The 19215-nt window shown below is 32.6% G+C and carries 15 protein-coding genes; 8 read left to right on the top strand and 7 right to left on the bottom strand.

Translation table 11 applies throughout. The features are described 5' to 3' along the window. Window positions 1–152: 152 nt before the first annotated feature. Together WAF17_RS11945 and WAF17_RS11940 are read right to left on the bottom strand one after the other, a co-directional pair. Entirely contained in the window at window positions 153–2210 is a 2058-nt protein-coding gene (locus tag WAF17_RS11945; RefSeq protein WP_338759575.1) for a DUF3857 domain-containing protein, read from the bottom strand. A gap of 49 nt (window positions 2211–2259) precedes the next feature. Further along, on the bottom strand, window positions 2260–2460 hold the full coding sequence (locus WAF17_RS11940; RefSeq protein ID WP_338759572.1) for a hypothetical protein: 201 nt from the start codon (window positions 2458–2460) through the stop codon (window positions 2260–2262). A gap of 353 nt (window positions 2461–2813) precedes the next feature. Here WAF17_RS11940 and WAF17_RS11935 point away from each other — a divergent pair, with 353 nt between their 5' ends. Continuing rightward, a complete protein-coding gene (locus WAF17_RS11935) occupies window positions 2814–4907 on the top strand; it encodes a hypothetical protein (protein WP_338759569.1) in 2094 nt (697 codons plus the stop codon). A 142-nt stretch (window positions 4908–5049) separates the two neighbouring features. Here WAF17_RS11935 and WAF17_RS11930 read toward each other — a convergent pair whose 3' ends face one another. Then, window positions 5050–5802 (bottom strand): hypothetical protein, encoded by a 753-nt coding sequence (locus WAF17_RS11930; RefSeq protein ID WP_338759566.1) that lies wholly within the window; start codon window positions 5800–5802, stop codon window positions 5050–5052. Between the two features lie 159 nt (window positions 5803–5961). Here WAF17_RS11930 and WAF17_RS11925 point away from each other — a divergent pair, with 159 nt between their 5' ends. Continuing rightward, window positions 5962–7461, top strand: coding sequence for a UvrD-helicase domain-containing protein (locus tag WAF17_RS11925; RefSeq protein WP_338770182.1), 1500 nt, complete (start codon window positions 5962–5964; stop codon window positions 7459–7461). Between the two features lie 322 nt (window positions 7462–7783). Here WAF17_RS11925 and WAF17_RS11920 read toward each other — a convergent pair whose 3' ends face one another. Beyond that, window positions 7784–8086: a hypothetical protein gene (locus tag WAF17_RS11920; protein WP_338759563.1), complete on the bottom strand. Its 303-nt coding sequence runs from the start codon at window positions 8084–8086 to the stop codon at window positions 7784–7786. 142 nt (window positions 8087–8228) lie between these two features. Then, on the bottom strand, window positions 8229–9107 hold the full coding sequence (locus WAF17_RS11915; RefSeq protein ID WP_338759560.1) for a DUF2911 domain-containing protein: 879 nt from the start codon (window positions 9105–9107) through the stop codon (window positions 8229–8231). 216 nt (window positions 9108–9323) lie between these two features. Between WAF17_RS11915 and WAF17_RS11910 the strand changes: the two genes are divergently transcribed. After that, the gene (locus tag WAF17_RS11910) at window positions 9324–10187 is read left to right on the top strand and encodes an undecaprenyl-diphosphate phosphatase (RefSeq protein WP_338759557.1); all 864 of its coding nucleotides are present in this window, start codon (window positions 9324–9326) and stop codon (window positions 10185–10187) included. Between the two features lie 224 nt (window positions 10188–10411). Further along, window positions 10412–13501: a glycosyl hydrolase gene (locus WAF17_RS11905; RefSeq protein WP_338759550.1), complete on the top strand. Its 3090-nt coding sequence runs from the start codon at window positions 10412–10414 to the stop codon at window positions 13499–13501. Between the two features lie 58 nt (window positions 13502–13559). On the opposite strand, the gene WAF17_RS11900 is transcribed toward WAF17_RS11905, so the two are convergent. Further along, window positions 13560–14807: a hypothetical protein gene (locus WAF17_RS11900; protein ID WP_338759548.1), complete on the bottom strand. Its 1248-nt coding sequence runs from the start codon at window positions 14805–14807 to the stop codon at window positions 13560–13562. A gap of 264 nt (window positions 14808–15071) precedes the next feature. Here WAF17_RS11900 and WAF17_RS11895 point away from each other — a divergent pair, with 264 nt between their 5' ends. Together WAF17_RS11895 and WAF17_RS11890 are read left to right on the top strand one after the other, a co-directional pair. Continuing rightward, on the top strand, window positions 15072–15308 hold the full coding sequence (locus WAF17_RS11895; RefSeq protein ID WP_338759546.1) for a hypothetical protein: 237 nt from the start codon (window positions 15072–15074) through the stop codon (window positions 15306–15308). Between the two features lie 522 nt (window positions 15309–15830). Further along, entirely contained in the window at window positions 15831–17360 is a 1530-nt protein-coding gene (locus WAF17_RS11890) for a TIGR00341 family protein (RefSeq protein ID WP_338759544.1), read from the top strand. Here WAF17_RS11890 and WAF17_RS11885 read toward each other — a convergent pair. Continuing rightward, window positions 17357–17809 carry a hypothetical protein gene (locus WAF17_RS11885; protein ID WP_338759542.1) on the bottom strand — a complete coding sequence of 151 codons (453 nt, stop codon included), beginning with the start codon at window positions 17807–17809 and terminating at the stop codon, window positions 17357–17359. The two genes, WAF17_RS11890 and WAF17_RS11885, sit on opposite strands and share 4 nt — an antisense overlap. A gap of 227 nt (window positions 17810–18036) precedes the next feature. Between WAF17_RS11885 and WAF17_RS11880 the strand changes: the two genes are divergently transcribed. After that, window positions 18037–18534, top strand: a complete 498-nt coding sequence (locus WAF17_RS11880) for a sigma-70 family RNA polymerase sigma factor (RefSeq protein WP_338759539.1) — start codon at window positions 18037–18039, stop codon at window positions 18532–18534. A 64-nt stretch (window positions 18535–18598) separates the two neighbouring features. After that, window positions 18599–19189, top strand: a complete 591-nt coding sequence (locus WAF17_RS11875; protein WP_338759536.1) for a hypothetical protein — start codon at window positions 18599–18601, stop codon at window positions 19187–19189. The last annotated feature ends 26 nt before the right edge of the window (window positions 19190–19215 follow it).

Here is a 19215-nt window from a genome sequence, read left to right as displayed (position 1 = left end):
AAAAGAGATTGTACTTTAAAAAAGTTAAAGTTTTAGAGAAAAGAAAAATCCTATAAGAAGTTATCTCATAGGATTAAGGATTTATAAGTTTTATAATAAAAATTAAAAGGGGAATTTTCCTTTATGTTTTCCTGTTTTTTATTTTATAAATTTTATTTCATTTTTTGAAGCATCACAACTGCATTGCTAAAGCTCACTGACGCAGCATTAATACGCTCAAAGGCAGCTAATTGTTCTTTTGTTTGGATCGCATCTCTATAAAACTCTGTTACTTCTACCATCAGAACTCCGTTTTTTATGTGTGCTTCTGTTTTGAAGTGCATAAGCATTTGTCCCATTTCTACATTCCAAATCTGTTTTTTGAGTGATTCGAAATTTCTGACATAATAGCCTTCTGGAATTTTTATTTCGATAATTGTCTTGAACTCTTCTGGGTAACCTTTTTCTATATTTCCTTTTTGTAAATATGATTTTGGATGTGCATCTAAAAGGCTTCCTAGTTTGAATAAATAGGTTTCATTTGCTTGTTCTACTAGTGTATTTGAAGATATTTTTCCCTCTACATTAAATATATCCATACGAACTGTTTGAGTATCAGAATAGTTATTTTCTATGGTTGTAATATCTACACGTTCTGGAATAGCTTGTTCTCCTGCACGAATATCAAAACGACTAGCAACTGCCTTTTCAGGTTCGTCAGACAGATAGTAATAAGCGTGATAATCAATGGCTGAATATCCTGTTAGCTCTCTTTTCAAATTAATTTTTGTAGTATTTAGTTCATCTTCAAAACTTACCTTATAATGTGTATTGGTATGGCTTTGAGTAGGAACAAAATCAATAGTACGAATATCTGAATAAGCAATAATATCCTCTCCTATAATTACAGGAGGTTTTACAAAAATACCTTTATTGTTGATAAGTGAATAAGGAATATGCCCATAACGATAATTAACTTCAGTAGGCATCAAATAACTTTTCAGAGAAGGAAAGTAAAATAAATAAGCGTGAATAAAATCCCACGAAGGAAATTCTTCATCAAAAGTAAAATATTTTTTATCAGAAGTTCCTACCAAACGATGGTCTATTCCTGCATTTTGAAAGAAAGCTCCAAACAAACGCAAAACACCATAACTATCACTCATTCCAGTTTCTAAAGAAGAAAGAAGAGAGTACGAGTCGTGGCTAATATTTTCATCTATACGAATATGATTTTTTATATAATCTTCAATTGCCTTTATTTTTTGTTCTTGAGGAAGTAAAGATTTTTTGTCAGCACTTAGTTCTTCTAAAATAGAACTAATTTTTCTGTTCTCATCTTTCAAACTCAATGGATAAACTACTGAAGCAAGTTGGTTTGCAATACTTTCCCAACTATTATCTGCATATTTCTCATCAGCCAAAATGTGTGAAAAACGGTAATGCAAACGCATCAAATTTCCTTCTCCCAAAACAGATTTTGAAGATAGTGTATTTATTTTATCAGTTGTAATAGAAAGCAGATTTCTTCCCATGGCATCGCTCTGTTGTTTTGCTTGTGGAAGTCCGTTATAACTTTTGCTTGTAAAAAGAATATTTGTAGGAGTAATAAGCTCAAAACTAACATTTTTAAGAACTACATTAGCAGGATACATATAATGTCCAGAAAGAGAAGCCGAACGCTCTATTACATAAAAATATTCAATATTGCTTCCTACTTGCGCTCCCTCAATAGGAAAACGAGTAGAAGAAGCAAAAAAACCATTTTCTTCTACTTTACGAATCTGAGAAAGGTCTATCTCTATTGTTTTTCCATCAGTTTGAATACTTCTAGCTTTCAAACTTACTAATTTCTCTCCATCTTGAAGAGGAACAAATACTTTATTATACTGCTTGAGAGTATTTTCAGAGTTTATTTTTATAATATGATGTGTCAGTTCCCACATTTTAAAATCTCCTTTTTCATCATAAAAATACTCTAAGGCATAATGATATTTTTGAAAGATAGTTTGGTCAGTATTTTTTTCTGTACTTACTTTTGCAATAGTAGGAGAAATATCCCAATCATAATTGAGAAGTTGGAAAGGCTCTGAGTAAGGAAAAATTTCGCTGTTTTCATTCTCATTTTCAGAAAAACCAGTCATTATCTCTTGAGCTTTTACATAAAATGAAAAAGAAGCAATCAAGAATAGAGAAGAGAAGAGAAAAAAGAACCGTAAGTATTTATTCATAGAAATATAGGAAAGGAAGTGTCTGCAATTTTTTTGATGATGATAAAAATTAATTATCATCACTTGAATGAATAGTTTCAGAATAAGAAGTTAAAAGTGTACTAATCAGCTTACTATTCAATCTAATAACTGCAAAAACTAACCCTAAAGTTTGTAAACTACAAATAAATGAAAGAAGAATAAGTAAGGTTTGATGTGTGTTTTTTGCTAAAAAAGTAATTTTTTTAGTTGTGAAAAATATAATCCACATAACAAATTTCTTTTTTTTCTTAAAAAAACTGTTTTTTTTAGGTTAAAGTACAGAAATGATAAATAAAATTAGGTAAAGCTTGATGCTAAGACTATAAATTGTGTTTTTTTACGTTAGTAGGTTTATTCTATATTTTTATATCAAAATAAGCTTTGTAACAAAGAAAAATTAGACGTTATCAAAAAATGATACTTTATTTTAAATAAATAGAGTACACTTTAGAAAACATTCGTTTCACAATAATGTTGATATAAACTAACAGAGTTAAGTAGTTTTATGATTTAATAAAAATTATATTTCTCCATTTTTTTATATTCTGTACCATATAGCATTAGCTTATTATTTATAAAAACATGAATAAGCAATTGGTCTTTGACCAAAATAAAGGCAGCTTAAAGAAAGATAGAATTTCATTTTTTAAATTAATTTTAGGCTTATTAAATTCTATTTTTGTTAGTTGTCTTCCTCCTTTTCGGTATTTTTTTGACCCTATTTTTAGACTTATTTTTGATAAAAAGCTATCAATAGCCTTTTTTGTGATGCTTTCTTATTTACTCCTTTTTCAAGAAAGTCAAGCACAAAAAGCTCCTTATTTTCCTGATTACGCTATTGATAAAGTTACGCTAGATAGTATTGATAGGATGGTTTCGGATTACGATAAAGAAATAAATGATACTACCACTACTGATAGAATTAAGAATTGGGCTGCAAAAAGAAAATGGACAAAAGAAATTGTAAGTTGGGTTATTAGCTCAAAAAAAGAACCTGTTTTTTGCCCTCCTCCCGATGTTTTGCATTATCCAGATTGGAAAGAGCAAGAAGGAAAAATAATGGGAAAAATAAGTGTCTTGACATTAGATGTGTTTGGAGCAAAGGCGACTGATACATTACGAAAAACAAGAAATTGGTTAGAAAGAGCTGCAAATACAATTCATATTCAAACACAAAGTAGTGTAGTCAAAAGGCGTTATTTATTGTTTGAAGAAGGTGATAAGTTAAACCCTGATTTAATAAAAGATACAGAGCGAATTTTGAGACAACTTAGAGCCATTGGAGATGCTCGTATTTATGTAAAAGCAAGGCAAAGAGAAGACGGTACAACAAGTGATACAGTAGATATTGAAGTAATTACTCACGATATTTGGTCGCTTATTCCAAGTGCAGGTGCATCAGGAATAAGTAGTGGCTGGATTCAATTACAAGAACGAAATTTATTAGGGTTTGGGCATAATGTAGAAGGAGAGTTAATCTATTCACCTGATTCTGAACAAGAGTTTGGACATAGAGCAAAATTTGAATCTGCTTATTTGGGAAACTCATTTTCAGTTTTGAGTGCTGAATATTGGAATACGTATGAAAGAAAAAGTTATAATGCAGCCCTAGAGCGTGGTTTTCTTTCTCCTAGTATGCGTTGGGCAGGTGGCGTAGAGCTTGGTTATAGGCGTTGGTTGGCTCTTCCTTTGATGGAAAATGATACAATTACACCCAATTTTTTTTATAGTTATTTACTTACTGATGGATGGGGAGCATATTCTTTTCCTATTAAAAAGAAAAATCTAGATGGGAAAGGAAGAAGTGCTATTATTACAGCTGCTCGTTTTACCAACTATTATTTTCTAAACCGTCCCGAAATAAGTGCTGACACAAATCTTTTGTATCAAAATCATACTCAAATGCTTTTGAGTGTCGGACTTACCAAACGAAAATATCAGAGAGATTACATGATTTATGGTTTTGGACGAACAGAAGATATTCCTATTGGAAGACGTGCTGTCTTAACTTTTGGAAAATCAAATACAGACCTAGAAACTAGATATTATACAGGAGTAGAACTTAGTAAAGGAATCAAGACTAACAAAATAGGTTATGTTCGTGCTTCTTTAGCTTTAGGTTCGTATATGACAACTGAAAAAGAGTTTGAACAAGGAGTTTTTGAATCAAAATTCACTTATTTTACCCCTTTATTATGTTTGAGAAAATGGCGTTTGAGACAATTTTTGAGGGGACGTTTTACAAAAGGAATAAATCGTTTTGAAAGAGAATTTACTGATATAAATAGTAGTGCTGGAATTTGGGGAATACGTGATAATCAACTACGAGGCACAGAAGTTGGTTTTATTGGAACTGAAAGCGTATTTTTTACACCTTGGAGGTTTTTAGATTTTCAATGGGCATTTTTTGCTCGTGCAGATATTGGAGTAGCTACTTTTGGGAGTTCTATTTCACAAAGTCCTATTTTTCAAGGATATAATATTGGTTTTAGAATGTATAATGAACGTTTTTCTTTCCATACACTTCAAATTCGTTTTGGATTTTATACAGGCTTTGATGATGCTCCTTATTACCTTCAAACTGTTATTGACAACGTTCCACGTCTAAGAATTGAAGATTTTGATATAGAAAAACCAGATGTTATTTATTTTCATAAAGGAAATGAAGGGCGATAAAACTAAGTAAGAAGTCAGGTTTTAGAAGTTAGAAATAAAATCAATTTCTTTTTTTGTCTTCGAAAAATTTAGAATTAAAAAAGGTTTTGAAAACATTGTTTTCAAAACCTTTTTTAAATAGAACTTAGTATTTCATTAATAATTACTTTAAAATCCCTTTGTGAATAAATTCAAAAATATCTTTTCCTACTTTTGTATTCTTCACTTCGGCGTTATTTGCCTTCGAACGAGCCACTTTCACAGCTTCCAAAAGCTCATTAATACGTGCAATCATATCGCTTTTTTGAGAGGAAGTAACTTTTCCAGATGTATAAACTGTTTCATATTTACCTACTTGAAAATCAAGGTTCAAAAGTTCAGTTTGTGCTGGATGTTCTTTTGTAGCTTCGTATTTTACAATCACTTTCGGACGCTTAACTGTACGAAATTTTACTTCTTCTGGCGTACGATAGACATTTGTTTTATTATCAAACTCCCATTTACGAGTTTGGTCAAGTGTCGGAATTGCATTATACAAATCTTTCAAACGGTTAATATTACTCTCTAATGCCAAAAGAGAAGTAGCTGAAAACGTACCGAACTTCTTGTTTCCAATGGTAAGTTCAGCCTTTGCAACATCAGCAGAATTGGTTTCTTCTTTCGAAATATTAGCATCAATTCCTGCAATGATAAGTTCCATCGCATCCTCTAATTTCTTTTTGACGGTCGTAACCATTTCCTTCGTTTCATCTGGAATTTCATCAGAATTTTCCTCTAAAGAAACATAGTGCTTCACCATTCCATCAAAATAAGGGTCATTTTTGGTAAATGTCTTTTTTGCTTCACCAATTGCTTGGTTGGCTTTATTCTTTCTTTCTTGTTCGACAGCTAAAAGCTCGTGTAATTTGTTTGACATAAGTTGTGTTTGTTTAATTTTTTGATAAATAAATTTGATATTTGTTGTATGAATTTCTAAACGCCAGTATTTTTAGAAAAGTTTCTTTATCTTTCAATTTATGAAAAATAATCATTTTTTGTGTTCAAGTTCAGATATAAAAATCTAAATAAGTTCTAAATTATCGCTACTCAAAATAATATACAACCTATTTTCACTTCACAACAAGAGTCTATCATCGAATCAGAAGGCGATTTGAAAGTGGAAGCTGTGGCTGGTTCTGGAAAAACGACAGCTCTTTTGGAGTACGCCAAAAAACGAGAAGGCGAAGGTTTTATGTTATATCTAGCTTTTAATAGAGCCATAAAAGAAGAAATTTTACGAAAATTACGATTAAACAATCAGAATGATATTCCGACACTTTGGGTAGAAACAGCGCATTCATTAGCTTATAGAAGTCTTTTTAGAAAAAAAACACCTCCTCTGATTTTTGACTTATCGCTTTCTTCTATCAAAAACTATTTTCATTTGTCAGATTCAGATGCTACAAATAGTTACTTATTGGCTCGTCATACCAAAAACTTTTTTGATACATTTTGCCAGAGTACACACAAAAATATTTCAGCATTTGATTATACTGAAAAGCTCACTCCACGAAAAGGACTTTCATTTGCTCAGAAAAATTATGACCAACTAGAGCGACAAGTAAAATGGCTTTTTGATAAAATGAGCGATACCAAAATTCCAATTACACACGATTTTTATCTCAAAAAATATCAATTATCAAATCCTAAGTTGTCTTTTGAATGGATTTTATTTGATGAAGGGCAAGACGCTTCTCCTGTTATGCTAGATGTTTTTATGAATCAAGAAGCTACAAAATTGATTGTAGGAGATAAGCATCAACAAATTTATGGTTGGCGAAGTGCTATTAATTCACTTTCAAATACTGATTTTCCGACATTAAATCTACAAAAGAGTTTTCGTTGTCCTGCTGCTGTAACCGAGTATGCAAAGGAAGTAGTGGCGTGGAAAAAACATATTTTTCCAGATTTTGAAGTAGGAAACTTTGAAATGACTCCTCGTTCTATTTTATCAAATCAAGAAATAAACAATCAGAAGAAAACTCACGCAGTCATTGCCAGAACTCATCTAGGATTAATTCAGACAGCAATAGAATGGCTTTTTGAATCTAAAAAAGTAAGTTCTGTAGCTTTTGAAGGAAATTTTGAGCAGTATCTAAAATTAGATGATGGTTCTTCTATTTCACAATTGGTAAATCTGAATAATAAAGCCAATAGAAAAAAAGCCTTTTGGCACGATTGGAAACAAATTGAGGAAACAGCAGCAGCTTCTCAAGACCGTTCACTCAAAAGATTGGTAGAACTGGTTAAAAAATATGGAAATGAGCTTCCAGACCTTTTAGAACGGCTTCAAAACAGGATTACAGAACCTCATAAAGCAGACATTACTTTCACAACGGCACACAAAGGAAAAGGGTTAGAATGGGATAAAGTCTATCTTCTGAATGATTTTGTTAGTGAAAAACAGATTCTCAAAGGCATACAAACCAAAACAGGAAAGCCAATTTCGGAAGCTAGAAAACAAGCCATTAACGAAGAAATAAATATACTTTATGTGGCTCTTACACGAGCTAGAGAAGAAGTTAAGAAAATTTGAAAGTAATTTTATTATACTTTTATAGGTTTGAAAAATGCTGAATATCTTATTTTTAAATAAGTTGATTTTTATGGTAAATAGGTCAGTCCCAAAGGGCAGACCGTCTGTCGAAAACTAGAAACAGTCTAAGTACCAACTGCAAACAGTCTGCTCTACGAGAGCTGACCTGTATAGAAATTATCAGAGTAATCACTCTTAAAGAGCTTTAAAGAATAAATTTTAGCTTAGTCATTCGACAAGAAAACCCTCACTTTTTTTAGAAAGAAAGGGTTGAATATGAGTCGTCTATTAGTCTTCTAATTTCTCTTGGAGTTACTCTTATTTAACGCAATTTGAAACGCTTTTCTTGTTTTACTTGGCTCACTGTATTTTTGATACGAGTAATATCTTCCATAGAAGCTCCTGCTGTCAGAATATCCAAATCTGCGCTAGAAACAATAACTTCTACATTTTCCAAACGCTGACGTAATTCGTCATTTTCTTGCATTATCATGTCAAGTTTCTGTTGTTCTTCATGACTAAGACGACGAGCAACTTCTAGTTTTTTGAGTTTGTAATAATATCCACCAACAATGGCACTCACAGGAACAGAAAAAACTGCAAGTATGGCTATAATTTCTATCATAATGAAAAAGGTAATGTTGTAAAATTTGTGTTATCTTACTATATACGAAAAAAAACTAAATCTAGTTATACTCAAAAAAAGCTATTCACTCAAGATAGAATGAATAGCCTTTATATATAACTTAAATTTCTTCGTTGGTTTATTATTTTGCTTTTTTTGTCCATTCGGCTAAGCTACTTTCAAGACTTGCTTTACGAGCAGCATAAAAACCACCTCCGTTTTCTTCACCCATTTCTTTTGCTTTTGTGGCGTGTATAATAGCTTCTTTGTAGTTTCCTTGTTTTGCTTTTACTTGTGCCATTACCCATCTATTGAAAAAGTGGTCTTGACGAATATTCATTGACATAGTAGCCCATTCATTTGCTTTTTCTACATCCAAATCATTTTGAATATAATACTCAGCAGCTGAAGCATAATCATACCATGCTCTTCCATAAATACCCATTCCCTTATCAATAGAAGCAACAGCATTTGCTTTTGTGTCTGTTGTAATTTTGATAGGAAGCATTATTTTTTCCCAATTCATTACCAAATGCGCTTCCATATCTGATTTTGGAACAATGGTATAAGCTAAATATTCCTTCATTTCAGATTTTTTTGGAGCTACTTCTACACGAATTACATCATCTTCTTCTAAATAAGAAAAAACGCCATTTCCTTTTGAGTCTTTATTCAGAATAACTGTCCATTTATCTTCTGTTGGAATAGTAATAAGTGTATAAGAACCAGCCTCTACTTTTTTTCCTTCTACCATAACATCAGTGCTAAAAGTAACTTTTGTAGGAGAGTTTGCACCCGTACGCCACATTTCGCCATAAGGAACTAAACTTCCCCAAACTTCACGATCACGAACAGCAGGAGCTGAATAATCTACCGAAACTTTGGTAACCCCAATAACCTGTGAAACTGAAGCAGCAGGACTAGGAACAGGCATTTCTACTTGAGCGCAAGACTGTTGAATGGCAAGTAAAAAAAGCGCAATAATAACTGGAACAATTAAAAGTGTGTGTAAATGTTTCATAGAAAGAAGGGTTGTAATAAATAAAAAATAGTGAGTAATACATTCTAATTTATCCAAAATTTACGTAAAAAAAAGGTTTGAAGATGAAATAAATCTTTATTTAGGAAAGGATTTAGTTTTTTTTAGGATAAAGTGGTTGTCTAGTTGCCAAACTCTCGTAATTTTGTTACTTGTACAAACAAAAAATATTTTCAGAGAACATATAAAAGGTAATTTATGGAATGGATTGAAGCTCTAATTTTGGGTATTTTACAAGGATTAACTGAATTTTTGCCTGTCAGTAGTAGTGGGCATTTAGAACTTGGAAAAGCTCTTCTGAAAATTGAACCTTCCGATGATCTTCTTTTTTCTATTATTCTTCATGCTGCAACAGCTCTTAGTACAGTTGTTATTTTTAGAAAAGAAATTGGTTTTATTCTGAAAGGAATGCTAAAGTTTAAGTGGAATGACGAATGGGAGTTTGCTGTCAAAATCGTAATTTCGATGATTCCTGTGGGAATAATTGGTGTGTTTTTTAAGAAATGGGTAGAGTCTTTTTTTGAAGGAAATATTCCCTTTGTAGGGGGGATGCTTTTAGTTACAGGAGTTTTATTGATGATTACTCGTCTAAAACAAGAAAAAAACCTTCCGACAAGTGGTCAGAAAGCAATTTTAGATGATGAAACCACTCCCAAAGAAACACATAGCCAAACGGCTGCCCTCAATCAAAATATTTCTTATCTACAAGCTTTTATTATCGGACTTGCACAAGCAATTGCTGTCTTACCTGGTATTTCTCGTTCAGGTGCTACTATCGCAACAGCTCTCTTGATTGGTGTTCCTCGTAGTGAAGCTGCTCGTTTCTCTTTTTTGATGGTTCTTGCACCTATTTTTGGAGCGACACTTTTGGAAGTAAAAGACTATCTTGAAAGTTCAAATTCAGCTTCTTTAGATATTTCTTTTCTTTCTATTGGCTTTATTACAGCTTTTATAGTGGGGCTGATTGCTTGTTATTGGATGGTAGAGTTAGTCAAGAAACGCAAACTGATTTATTTTGCAGCCTATTGTTTGGTTGTTGGTTTGATTGCACTTTTTGTATAAAATCACTTGCTAATTGATTTGTATTAAAATATAAAGTAAACTTCAATTACAAATAATAAGTCAAGTCTCATTGTATTATCCTGTAATTATCATAGTAATCATAATAATCACTCGCTAATTAATTTGTCATTTATATTAAATCTTATTTAACTGCTTACTATGATGTAAAATTATTCTTCAAAAATCATACTCTATCAAAACCCTTTACAAACAAAACTCAAAAAATGAAACAACAATTAAAAACATACTTCATAGCAATATTGCTTTTAGTAAGTACAATTACATTCACAAAAGCTCAAGAAACTTTCAAGCCTGACACTACTTATTTTTCTTCTACAAAATGGCGACAAGTCAGTCCTTATCGTGGTGGACGTTCGGCAGCCGTAACAGGTGTAACAGGAAATCCAGACCTATTTTATTTTGGTGCAGCAGGAGGTGGCGTTTGGCGAACTGAAGACGGAGGAATGAGTTGGGAAAATATTTCTGACCCAGACTTTGGTGGTTCTATTGGTGCTGTCGCTGTTAGTGAATACGACAACAATGTGATTTATGTAGGAGGAGGAGAAAAAACAGTTCGTGGAAATGTTTCGCACGGAAGTGGAGCTTGGAAAAGCCTTGATGCAGGAAAAACATGGCAAAAAATAGGCTTAGACGATTCTCGTCATATTACTCGCATTCGTATTCATCCAAAAAATCCAGACTTGGTTTATGCTGCTGTTTTGGGTCATTTATTTGGTTCTAGTGAGCAAAGAGGTGTTTATAGAAGTAAAGACGGAGGCAAAAACTGGGAACGTATTTTATTCTCAAACAAAGATGCAGGTGCAGTAGATTTAATTCTTGACCCAACGAACCCACGAGTAATTTATGCAAGTACATGGAAAATCCGTAGAACTCCATACAGTCTTGAAAGTGGTGGAAAAGGTTCTGCCCTTTGGAAAAGTACAGACGGTGGAGATACATGGAAAAACTTAACAAAAGATGAATCTATAAAAGGATTGCCAAAAGGAGCTTTGGGAATAATTGGAGTAACTGTTTCTGCTGCACAAAAAGACAGAGTTTGGGCAATTATTGAATCTAAAGAAGGTGGCGTTTTTCGTTCTGATGATGGAGGAAAAAACTGGAAAAAGATAAATGATGAGCGAAAATTACGTCAGAGAGCGTGGTATTATACTCGTATTTATGCACATCCAACTAATCCAGAAGGTGTTTATGTTTTGAATGTAAATTTTCACTTCTCATCTGATGGAGGAAAAAGTTATAAGAGAATACAGACACCACACGGCGACCATCACGACCTTTGGCTAGACCCCCAAAATCCAGAAAGAATGATTATTGGAGATGATGGAGGAGCGCAAGTTTCTAAGAATGCAGGAAAGAGCTTTTCTACTTATATGAATCAGCCAACAGCGCAATTTTATAGAGTAAGCACAGACAATTCTTTTCCATACAGACTTTACGCAGGGCAGCAAGATAATTCTTCCATTCGTATCTCTTCACAAGATGAATCTGAATGGGAATCGACGGCAGGTGGAGAAAGTGGACATATTGTAGCCGACCCAAAAGATAATGACATCGTTTATGGTGGTTCGTATGATGGTTTTTTGATGCGTTACAACCATAAAACTAAAGAAACTCGTCTGATTGATGTTTATCCAGATAATCCGATGGGTTGGGGAGCTGCTGAACTGAAATATCGTTTTCAATGGAATTTCCCTATCTTTTTCTCTCCAAATGATAATAATACACTTTATACGGCTGCAAATGTATTATTCAAGACAACCAATGAAGGGCAGAGTTGGGAAGCCATTAGTCCAGATTTGACTAGAAATGATAAATCAAAAATGCAGTCTTCTGGTGGAGAAATAACGAAAGACAACACAAGTGTAGAATATTATGGGACTATTTTCGCTGCTGCTGAATCTCCTGCTGAAAGTGGTGTGATTTGGACAGGTTCGGACGATGGATTTATCAACATTACAAAAGACGGAGGCAAGAATTGGGAAAACATCACGCCAAAAAAACTCCCAGAATGGGCAATGATAAACTCTATTGATTTGCATCCAACAAAAAAAGGAGTTGCTTACGTTGCTGCTACTCGTTATAAGTCTGATGATTTTGCGCCTTATTTATACAAAACAAAAGATTATGGCAAGACGTGGACAAAAATCACAAATGGCATTCCAAAAGATGATTTTACAAGAGTGCTAAGACTTGACCCTACTCGTGATGGTCTTTTGTATGCAGGAACTGAAAGCAGCGTTTATGTTTCTTTTGATGATGGAATTAATTGGCAACCAATGCGTTATAATTTGCCAATCGTTCCAATTACGGATATGCAGGTTAAGGAAAATGATTTGATTGTTTCTACACAAGGAAGGAGTTTTTGGATTTTTGATGACCTTAATCCTCTTCGTAATTTTGAAAAAGCAGATTTAGAAAAAATCAAAACTGAAAACTTCTTAGTTTATAAGCCGAGCGACACTTATTTGAGTGAACGAAATATGAAATTGAATTTTTATCTAAATCAGAAACCAGATACTTCAAAGGTTTTAGAAATTGAAATTTTGGATAAAGACGGAAATTTAATTCAAAAATTATCTTCTGACGAAAAAGTAACGAAAGACAAAGACTCAAATATCAAAAAACTGAAAGCTCAAAAAGGAGCAAACACCATCACTTGGAATATGCGCTACGAAGATGCTAAAAAGTTTGATGGAATGATTCTTTGGTTTGGTGGAACACAAGGTGTACAGGCAATGCCAGACGACTATAAAGCAAAAGTAACCTTTGATGGAAAAACACAAGAAGTAGATTTTAAACTTTTGAAAGACCCACGTTGGAGTGTTTCGGATGCAGATTTGAAAGAGCGTTTTGTGTTTTTGACAGAAGTAAGAGACAAACTTACCGAAACACATGAAGCGATTATCAATATTCGTAAAATCAAATCTAGCCTAAGCGATTGGAGAACAAAAGCAAGTGGAAACGAAGATTGGAAAGCCGTTGCAGATTCAGCTCAAAGTATTACTAAAGAACTAGAAGCTATTGAAAAAGCTCTTTACCAAACTCAAAATAGAAGTGGTCAAGACCCTTTAAACTTCCCTATTCGTTTGAATAATAAATTAAGCGCACTAGCAACTACGGTAGGTTATGGAAATTTCCCACCAAACGAAGGCGCAAAAGAAGTAAAAGCAGATATTACCAAGAAAATCGATGAGCAGCTAAAGATGTATTACGAAATCTTGAAAACTGATATTCCTGCTTTTAATAAACTGGTGGCTGATAAAAATATTCCTGCTGTTGAGGTGGAGAAGTAATAGAAGCAGAGTTTTTTTGAAAATCCCCTATCTGATTTTTGATTAGATAGGGGATTTTTCATTCACAGTAAGGTTTTAATTCTACCTCTTCAAATGTTTTTCCATTCCATTTTAGAATATATCTTGTTAAAAGGCTTCTATATGACCGTCGCCTTCTACTTTCGGTTTCGAATGGTGTTACTAATGAGCTTACTAATTGTCCTTTTGAAAAAGATAATTCTTGTTTCAATGTATCAAAAGATGGGTTTGCATTATATCTTACATATTTATCATAATTTTTGATAATTTTGTTCTCTACACAATCTTTACAATTTATGATTTTGTCATCTTTTATTTCTAAAGTTTGTACATCAACATTCCATTCCATGCCTTTATTACTAATATCACTAACAAGAACATAAAGAGGGTTATTATCTTTTTTAGTTTGAAAAATTGCTGTCGGAACGAGTGTGTAACATTCTCCGTCTTCAGAATGACAATCTACTTCTTCAACCATAACTTTAGAATCAGCAGCATTACGATAGTGAGCATAAGCATAAATACCTTCAAAGCCTTCTCCATGATAATTGATAAAGTATATCCTAAACTTTTTATCTGGAGAAAACAAAGAATACATTTGTTCTGAAAGAAGTGGTAAAGCGTATTCATAAGCTGTTGGTTCTTCTAAAAGTGTCTTGACTTTTTCTGCTAACTTTTGTCGAACTGGGTTATACTCTTTTTCTCGCTCCTCATAGCTAAACCTAGATATTTGTCTTAGTTTTCTTATAAGTGAAATAGCTTCTTGCTCCATTTTTTTGACTTTTTCAGAAGGTTTGGCTACTGAAAGAGAATCAAAACTTTTAGATGGATGATAAGTCGTATCATAATAAGAACTAGAATAATCAGCAAAATCTAGGCGAGTAGTTCCTACTAATGCTTTTAAAGATTGAGTAGCAACAGTTTTATCTTTCAGATACATTTTTTTTATCCATTCTACTTCTCTACTTTGTGAAATATCTACTAAGTCTATACTGTTTTTTTCTCCTGTTAAAAATGAAAGTAGTTTGTACTGTACTTTTATATCTTCACAATTTGCAAACCGAACTTGAATGCCAGAAAGACTATCCTTTTGAGAATCTGTATAAAAAGTAGATTTATGTATTTCTTCCAAAACATCTTTAAAACGATTTTGGGCTTCTTGACTTTGTATTTGAGATAACCATACTTTTGGCAAAATAGGTTTTTCTATCTCTGTTTTGATTTGAGATTTAGATATATTTTGACAGGAAATAAAAATCAAAAGGGCAACAACAAATAGTTTGTGCATAAAGCGAGATGATTTACTAGAGCAGGGTTTTCTTATGAAAAAATAAAAGAGTAAAAAAAGGTTCAATTTTGTATTCCTCAAGTACGAAATTCCCCTAATTTACTCTTCTAAGAAAATAGTTTTTATGTTCAATTACAAAATTTAGTAGGTTTAGACTTACGAGATTGCCGAGGCAAACTTCACGATTTAGCTTTTGTTTTACTTGGTTTAAGTATAGCTCTTTTGCGAAAACGTGATGGAAATTTATCAAGCCTTCATCGTAGTATGAAAAATAAGCATCAAGAATTATGTGCTTTTTTAGGCTTATCTTCTTCTGTTAGAGTTATCTCTCGGTCTCATCTTCCTGTTTGCTTAAAAAAGGTGTCTTTGTCTCACTTTGAAAGGTTACTCTTTGAAAATTATGGAATAGAATTAAATAATGAGCAAAAAGAGTGGTTTGCAGGTGATGGTAAAGAACTGTGTGGAAGTTTTCATAAATCCATTCACAAATCTGCTGACTAGTAGTGTATAAGGTAGCTTCTAACTCAGCAGATAGCAGCTCTAATTGATTATTGGTTAAGTAACTAGAAGAACCTTGATAATGAAACGATAAATAATAGGTTAAACCTTTGCTTTGATAAACAGAATGGTAATGATAAACTGATGACAAACTAATGCCCAACAAACTGCTCAAACTTTCTGCACTATGACCACTATCTAAGCCAAGCAAAACCGTAACTTTTACGTAAAACTTATTATTATTTGAAGTGCTGCGTTGAAGTTTCTCCAGTTCTCTACGGCTATCTTGACTTAAAAATGAGTTCATAAAATAAAAATAACACTATTTTTACAAAATTCTAAATATCAAACAGTTTGAGTATAAAATAAGATAAAAAAAGACGTATTAAAAAAAATAATACTTGTGAGAAGTCTAAAAACAAACTAAATTTCGGTTCTTAATTAGAAAATAGTATTTTAGAATGTCGAAATAGCAAAAACTCATTATAAGACAACGATTTATAACTTAGTAAGTTATTTTAAATTATGAACGAAGAACCAAATTCTACTCCCAAACAGGACTACGATTCAGAAAATATAAAACATGACTATCCTGAATGGCAACACGGAATTCGTGATTCATGGGGATTCATTAAAGATTTTTTCTTTCGCCTAACACACTTAGCTTCTGATACAGATTTTGTTGGAACAGTCAAAAGTATTAAGTCAGGTGTTGTTTTGGAAGGTTCGAACCTTTGGGTGCTGATTTGTTCAGTCATGATTGCTTCTATTGGTCTTGACTTAGATTCGGCTGCTGTCATTATTGGTGCGATGCTTATTTCTCCCTTAATGTCTCCTATTTTGGGGATTGGATTGGGAGCTGCGATTAATGACAGAGAAACACTTATTAAGTCGCTTCGTAATTTTTTGAGTGCCATTATTCTAACGTTGGTTACAAGTGTTATTTATTTTAAAATTACTCCTCTAGGGCTTCTGACCGACCAAATGCTTTCACGAACTGAACCTAATTTATTAGATGTTTTGGTTGCTTTTTTTGGAGGCTTGGCTGGTATTATTGCAGGTTCTCGTACTGAAAAGACCAATGCCATTCCGGGAGTAGCGATTGCAACAGCTTTAATGCCTCCTCTTTGTACGGCAGGTTTTGGATTAGCAACAGGAAAATGGGATGTTTTTGCAGGTGCATTTTACTTGTTTTTTATTAACGCTGTCTTTATAAGTCTTTCTACGTATATGATTGTGCGTTTTTTGAAATTTCCTTATGTGGAAGTTTTAAATCCTGTTTTGGCAAGACGAGCAAGAATTACAGCTTATATTGTTCTTACACTTTTGCTTGTTCCTAGTGTAATTTTTCTATTCAAAAAACTAACTGAAAACTTTCGTAATCAGCGTATTACTACTTTTATTACCGAAAATATAAATCCAAATTATGATTTGAATTCAGTACAATGGAAGGTAAAGTTAGATTCTACTAATATTTATAGGCTGCGTGTCATTAGCTTTGGGGCAGGAAGTTATATCAATTATGATTCGCTCCTCAACTTAGAAAAAACATTTAATGATGAGGTAAAAAGTTCTTGGAAACTGACAGGCTTTGATAGCGAAGATAGTGTGCATATTGAGCTAGTTCAATCAGAAGAACCTGCCGATTCTGAAACTCGTGTAGAGCGTACGGTAATGAATAATGCAAAGCGTTATATTGAGATAAAATTTAGGGAAGAAATGGGAACATATAAGCAAAAAGATGAAATCATAACAGGCAAAGACAAAGAAATTGAAGACCTAAAACAAGAGCTTTTGTATGCTAGAGGAGATACGTTGCCTTTCGAAACCATAAAGAATGAACTCAAGGCTATTTATCCAGAACTCAAAGAAATTGGTGTAGCTAGAGTGCGCCAAACAGATTTTAAGAATGATTCGTTAGCCTTTATGTTGTTGGTAAAATGGGAAGGCGAACCAGCAAGAAATAGATACACACGCAAAAAATACGAAGACCGTTTGAAGAATTTTATTAATGTAAAACTCAAAGACAAGAAAATTGGAATTATTAATTATTAATAATATAATCTTCTCTCAACTATTTTTTGGGTTTTGTTTTCCAAAATAGTAATATAAACATAACCAATTGCAAAAAAATGACTAATTCCATAAATGTAAAAGTAACCCACAATACCTAATAGCCACATTGCATTAAAAGCAAGGGCAGTCAAATATCCTAAAGCACCAATGCCTAAATAAGCCAAAATAGCAAAAGTATAGTTCTTACGAAGTTGATGTGTTTCATCAGAATAATCTCCTAAAACTAAATGAAGAATATTCATTATTGGATTTATCAAACCTAAAATAGCCAAAGCCAAAATAGGAAAAAGGAAAGCAAAGTCAAACTCTTCTAAGGGAAAATGAAAACTTAAAAAAGTCATTCCATACCCTCCAAAAAGAATAATCAAAAAAAGTAGTTGGACAACTAAATCAATTCGTAATAAAGGTTTTTTATAAGGGGAAATCATAACAAATTTTGGATTAATTTCGAAGTTACTTTACAGCTATGTAAACGAAAAGACTTTAGAGAAGTTTCATTTCTTTCAAAATAAATTGAAAGTTTATAAAAAACCTTATTTATTTAGCTATTTTTAGCCACTTGATTGTATAAATTTGTACTTTAGAAACTCTATCTTGAATGAATCTTATTGTACCTATTTTCATTCTTACTAAAAAATAAACCTTTTTACTCATTTTGGACAAAGACAAAGATTTTGTAGCATTTATTCAGAAACATCAAGGAATTATACATAAGGTATGTCGTATGTATTGTGATTCTGATGATGATAGACAGGATTTGTTTCAAGAAGTATTGTTTCAGCTTTGGAAATCCTATCCAAAGTTTAGAGGAGATTCCAAAATTTCTACTTGGATGTATCGCATTGCACTCAATACAGCTATTGCACGTCTGCGAAAAGTGAAGCGCAAACCTTCAGAATTTTCTATTTCAGATTCGACCCTTCAATTTCCTGATACTCCTCCTGATACTGATAAGGAAGAACAACTCAAAAATCTTCAAAAGGCAATTCAAAAATTATCAAAGGTAGAAAAGGGTATTATTATGCTTTATCTTGAAGAAAAAAGTTATGATGAAATTGCCGAAATTATAGGTATTACCAAAACGAATGTAGGCGTAAAAATTAATCGGATAAAGAAAAAATTAAAACAAACGTTAGAAAAACTACCTCAATAAATCAAAATACTCTAACTACTAAAAAATATTTCTATCATTTTATAAAAGATAAGCACAATCTAAAATGGATATAGACAATCTAAAATCTACTTGGCAAACGCTCCAAACAAGCCCAGAACCTGTTCTTGAAAAGGAACAAATTAGAAAACTATTAAAAGGAAAAGCAAATGATAGTATTTCTAAAATCAAGCGTAGTATTCTAATAGAATCAAGTCTTGTTGTTGTGTTGAGTGTTTTTTTTATGCTTAATAAAGAATGGTTCTACTCACCTTTCCTTATTCCCTATTTGAGTTTTGTTATGATAGTCTCCTTGATTTGGTACGCTTTCAAATATCTAAAGATTAGAAAAGTAGATTTACAAAAAAACCTAAAACAAACACTATATCAACTTATTTCGACACTAGATTTATACTTAAAAGTATATTTATATGGTTCATTGGTATTAGGTATTTTTGCTGCTGTACTGCCCTTACTATGGAAAAATGTATCTTCTGAAGATTTTACAATTACTAGACTACTTTTAATTGGAGGAGTTGCCTTAGTTGCTCTTCCTGCTTATTATTTTGTGATAAAATGGTATATCAAAAATCTGTATGGAAACTACGTAGAAGAGCTAAAGGAAGAATTAAAGGAACTTGAAGAGTTGGAAGACTAAACCATCAAAAAAATCCTTATTTTGTT

This window comes from Bernardetia sp. ABR2-2B (assembly GCF_037126435.1).
Classification (GTDB): domain Bacteria; phylum Bacteroidota; class Bacteroidia; order Cytophagales; family Bernardetiaceae; genus Bernardetia.
Note: the sequence above shows the minus strand (reverse complement) of the source record. Positions and strands in the feature narration are given on the sequence as shown.

Excerpts from the sequence above, each read along its gene's own strand:
- WAF17_RS11895 (WP_338759546.1), top strand. The coding sequence starts at position 15,072 with ATGAAAAATAAGCATCAAGAATTATGTGCTTTTTTAGGCTTATCTTCT.
- WAF17_RS11940 (WP_338759572.1), bottom strand. The coding sequence starts at position 2,460 with ATGTGGATTATATTTTTCACAACTAAAAAAATTACTTTTTTAGCAAAA.
- WAF17_RS11890 (WP_338759544.1), top strand. The coding sequence starts at position 15,831 with ATGAACGAAGAACCAAATTCTACTCCCAAACAGGACTACGATTCAGAA.
- WAF17_RS11915 (WP_338759560.1), bottom strand. The coding sequence starts at position 9,107 with ATGAAACATTTACACACACTTTTAATTGTTCCAGTTATTATTGCGCTT.
- WAF17_RS11900 (WP_338759548.1), bottom strand. The coding sequence starts at position 14,807 with ATGCACAAACTATTTGTTGTTGCCCTTTTGATTTTTATTTCCTGTCAA.
- WAF17_RS11885 (WP_338759542.1), bottom strand. The coding sequence starts at position 17,809 with ATGATTTCCCCTTATAAAAAACCTTTATTACGAATTGATTTAGTTGTC.
- WAF17_RS11920 (WP_338759563.1), bottom strand. The coding sequence starts at position 8,086 with ATGATAGAAATTATAGCCATACTTGCAGTTTTTTCTGTTCCTGTGAGT.
- WAF17_RS11910 (WP_338759557.1), top strand. The coding sequence starts at position 9,324 with ATGGAATGGATTGAAGCTCTAATTTTGGGTATTTTACAAGGATTAACT.
- WAF17_RS11930 (WP_338759566.1), bottom strand. The coding sequence starts at position 5,802 with ATGTCAAACAAATTACACGAGCTTTTAGCTGTCGAACAAGAAAGAAAG.
- WAF17_RS11875 (WP_338759536.1), top strand. The coding sequence starts at position 18,599 with ATGGATATAGACAATCTAAAATCTACTTGGCAAACGCTCCAAACAAGC.
- WAF17_RS11905 (WP_338759550.1), top strand. The coding sequence starts at position 10,412 with ATGAAACAACAATTAAAAACATACTTCATAGCAATATTGCTTTTAGTA.
- WAF17_RS11945 (WP_338759575.1), bottom strand. The coding sequence starts at position 2,210 with ATGAATAAATACTTACGGTTCTTTTTTCTCTTCTCTTCTCTATTCTTG.
- WAF17_RS11935 (WP_338759569.1), top strand. The coding sequence starts at position 2,814 with ATGAATAAGCAATTGGTCTTTGACCAAAATAAAGGCAGCTTAAAGAAA.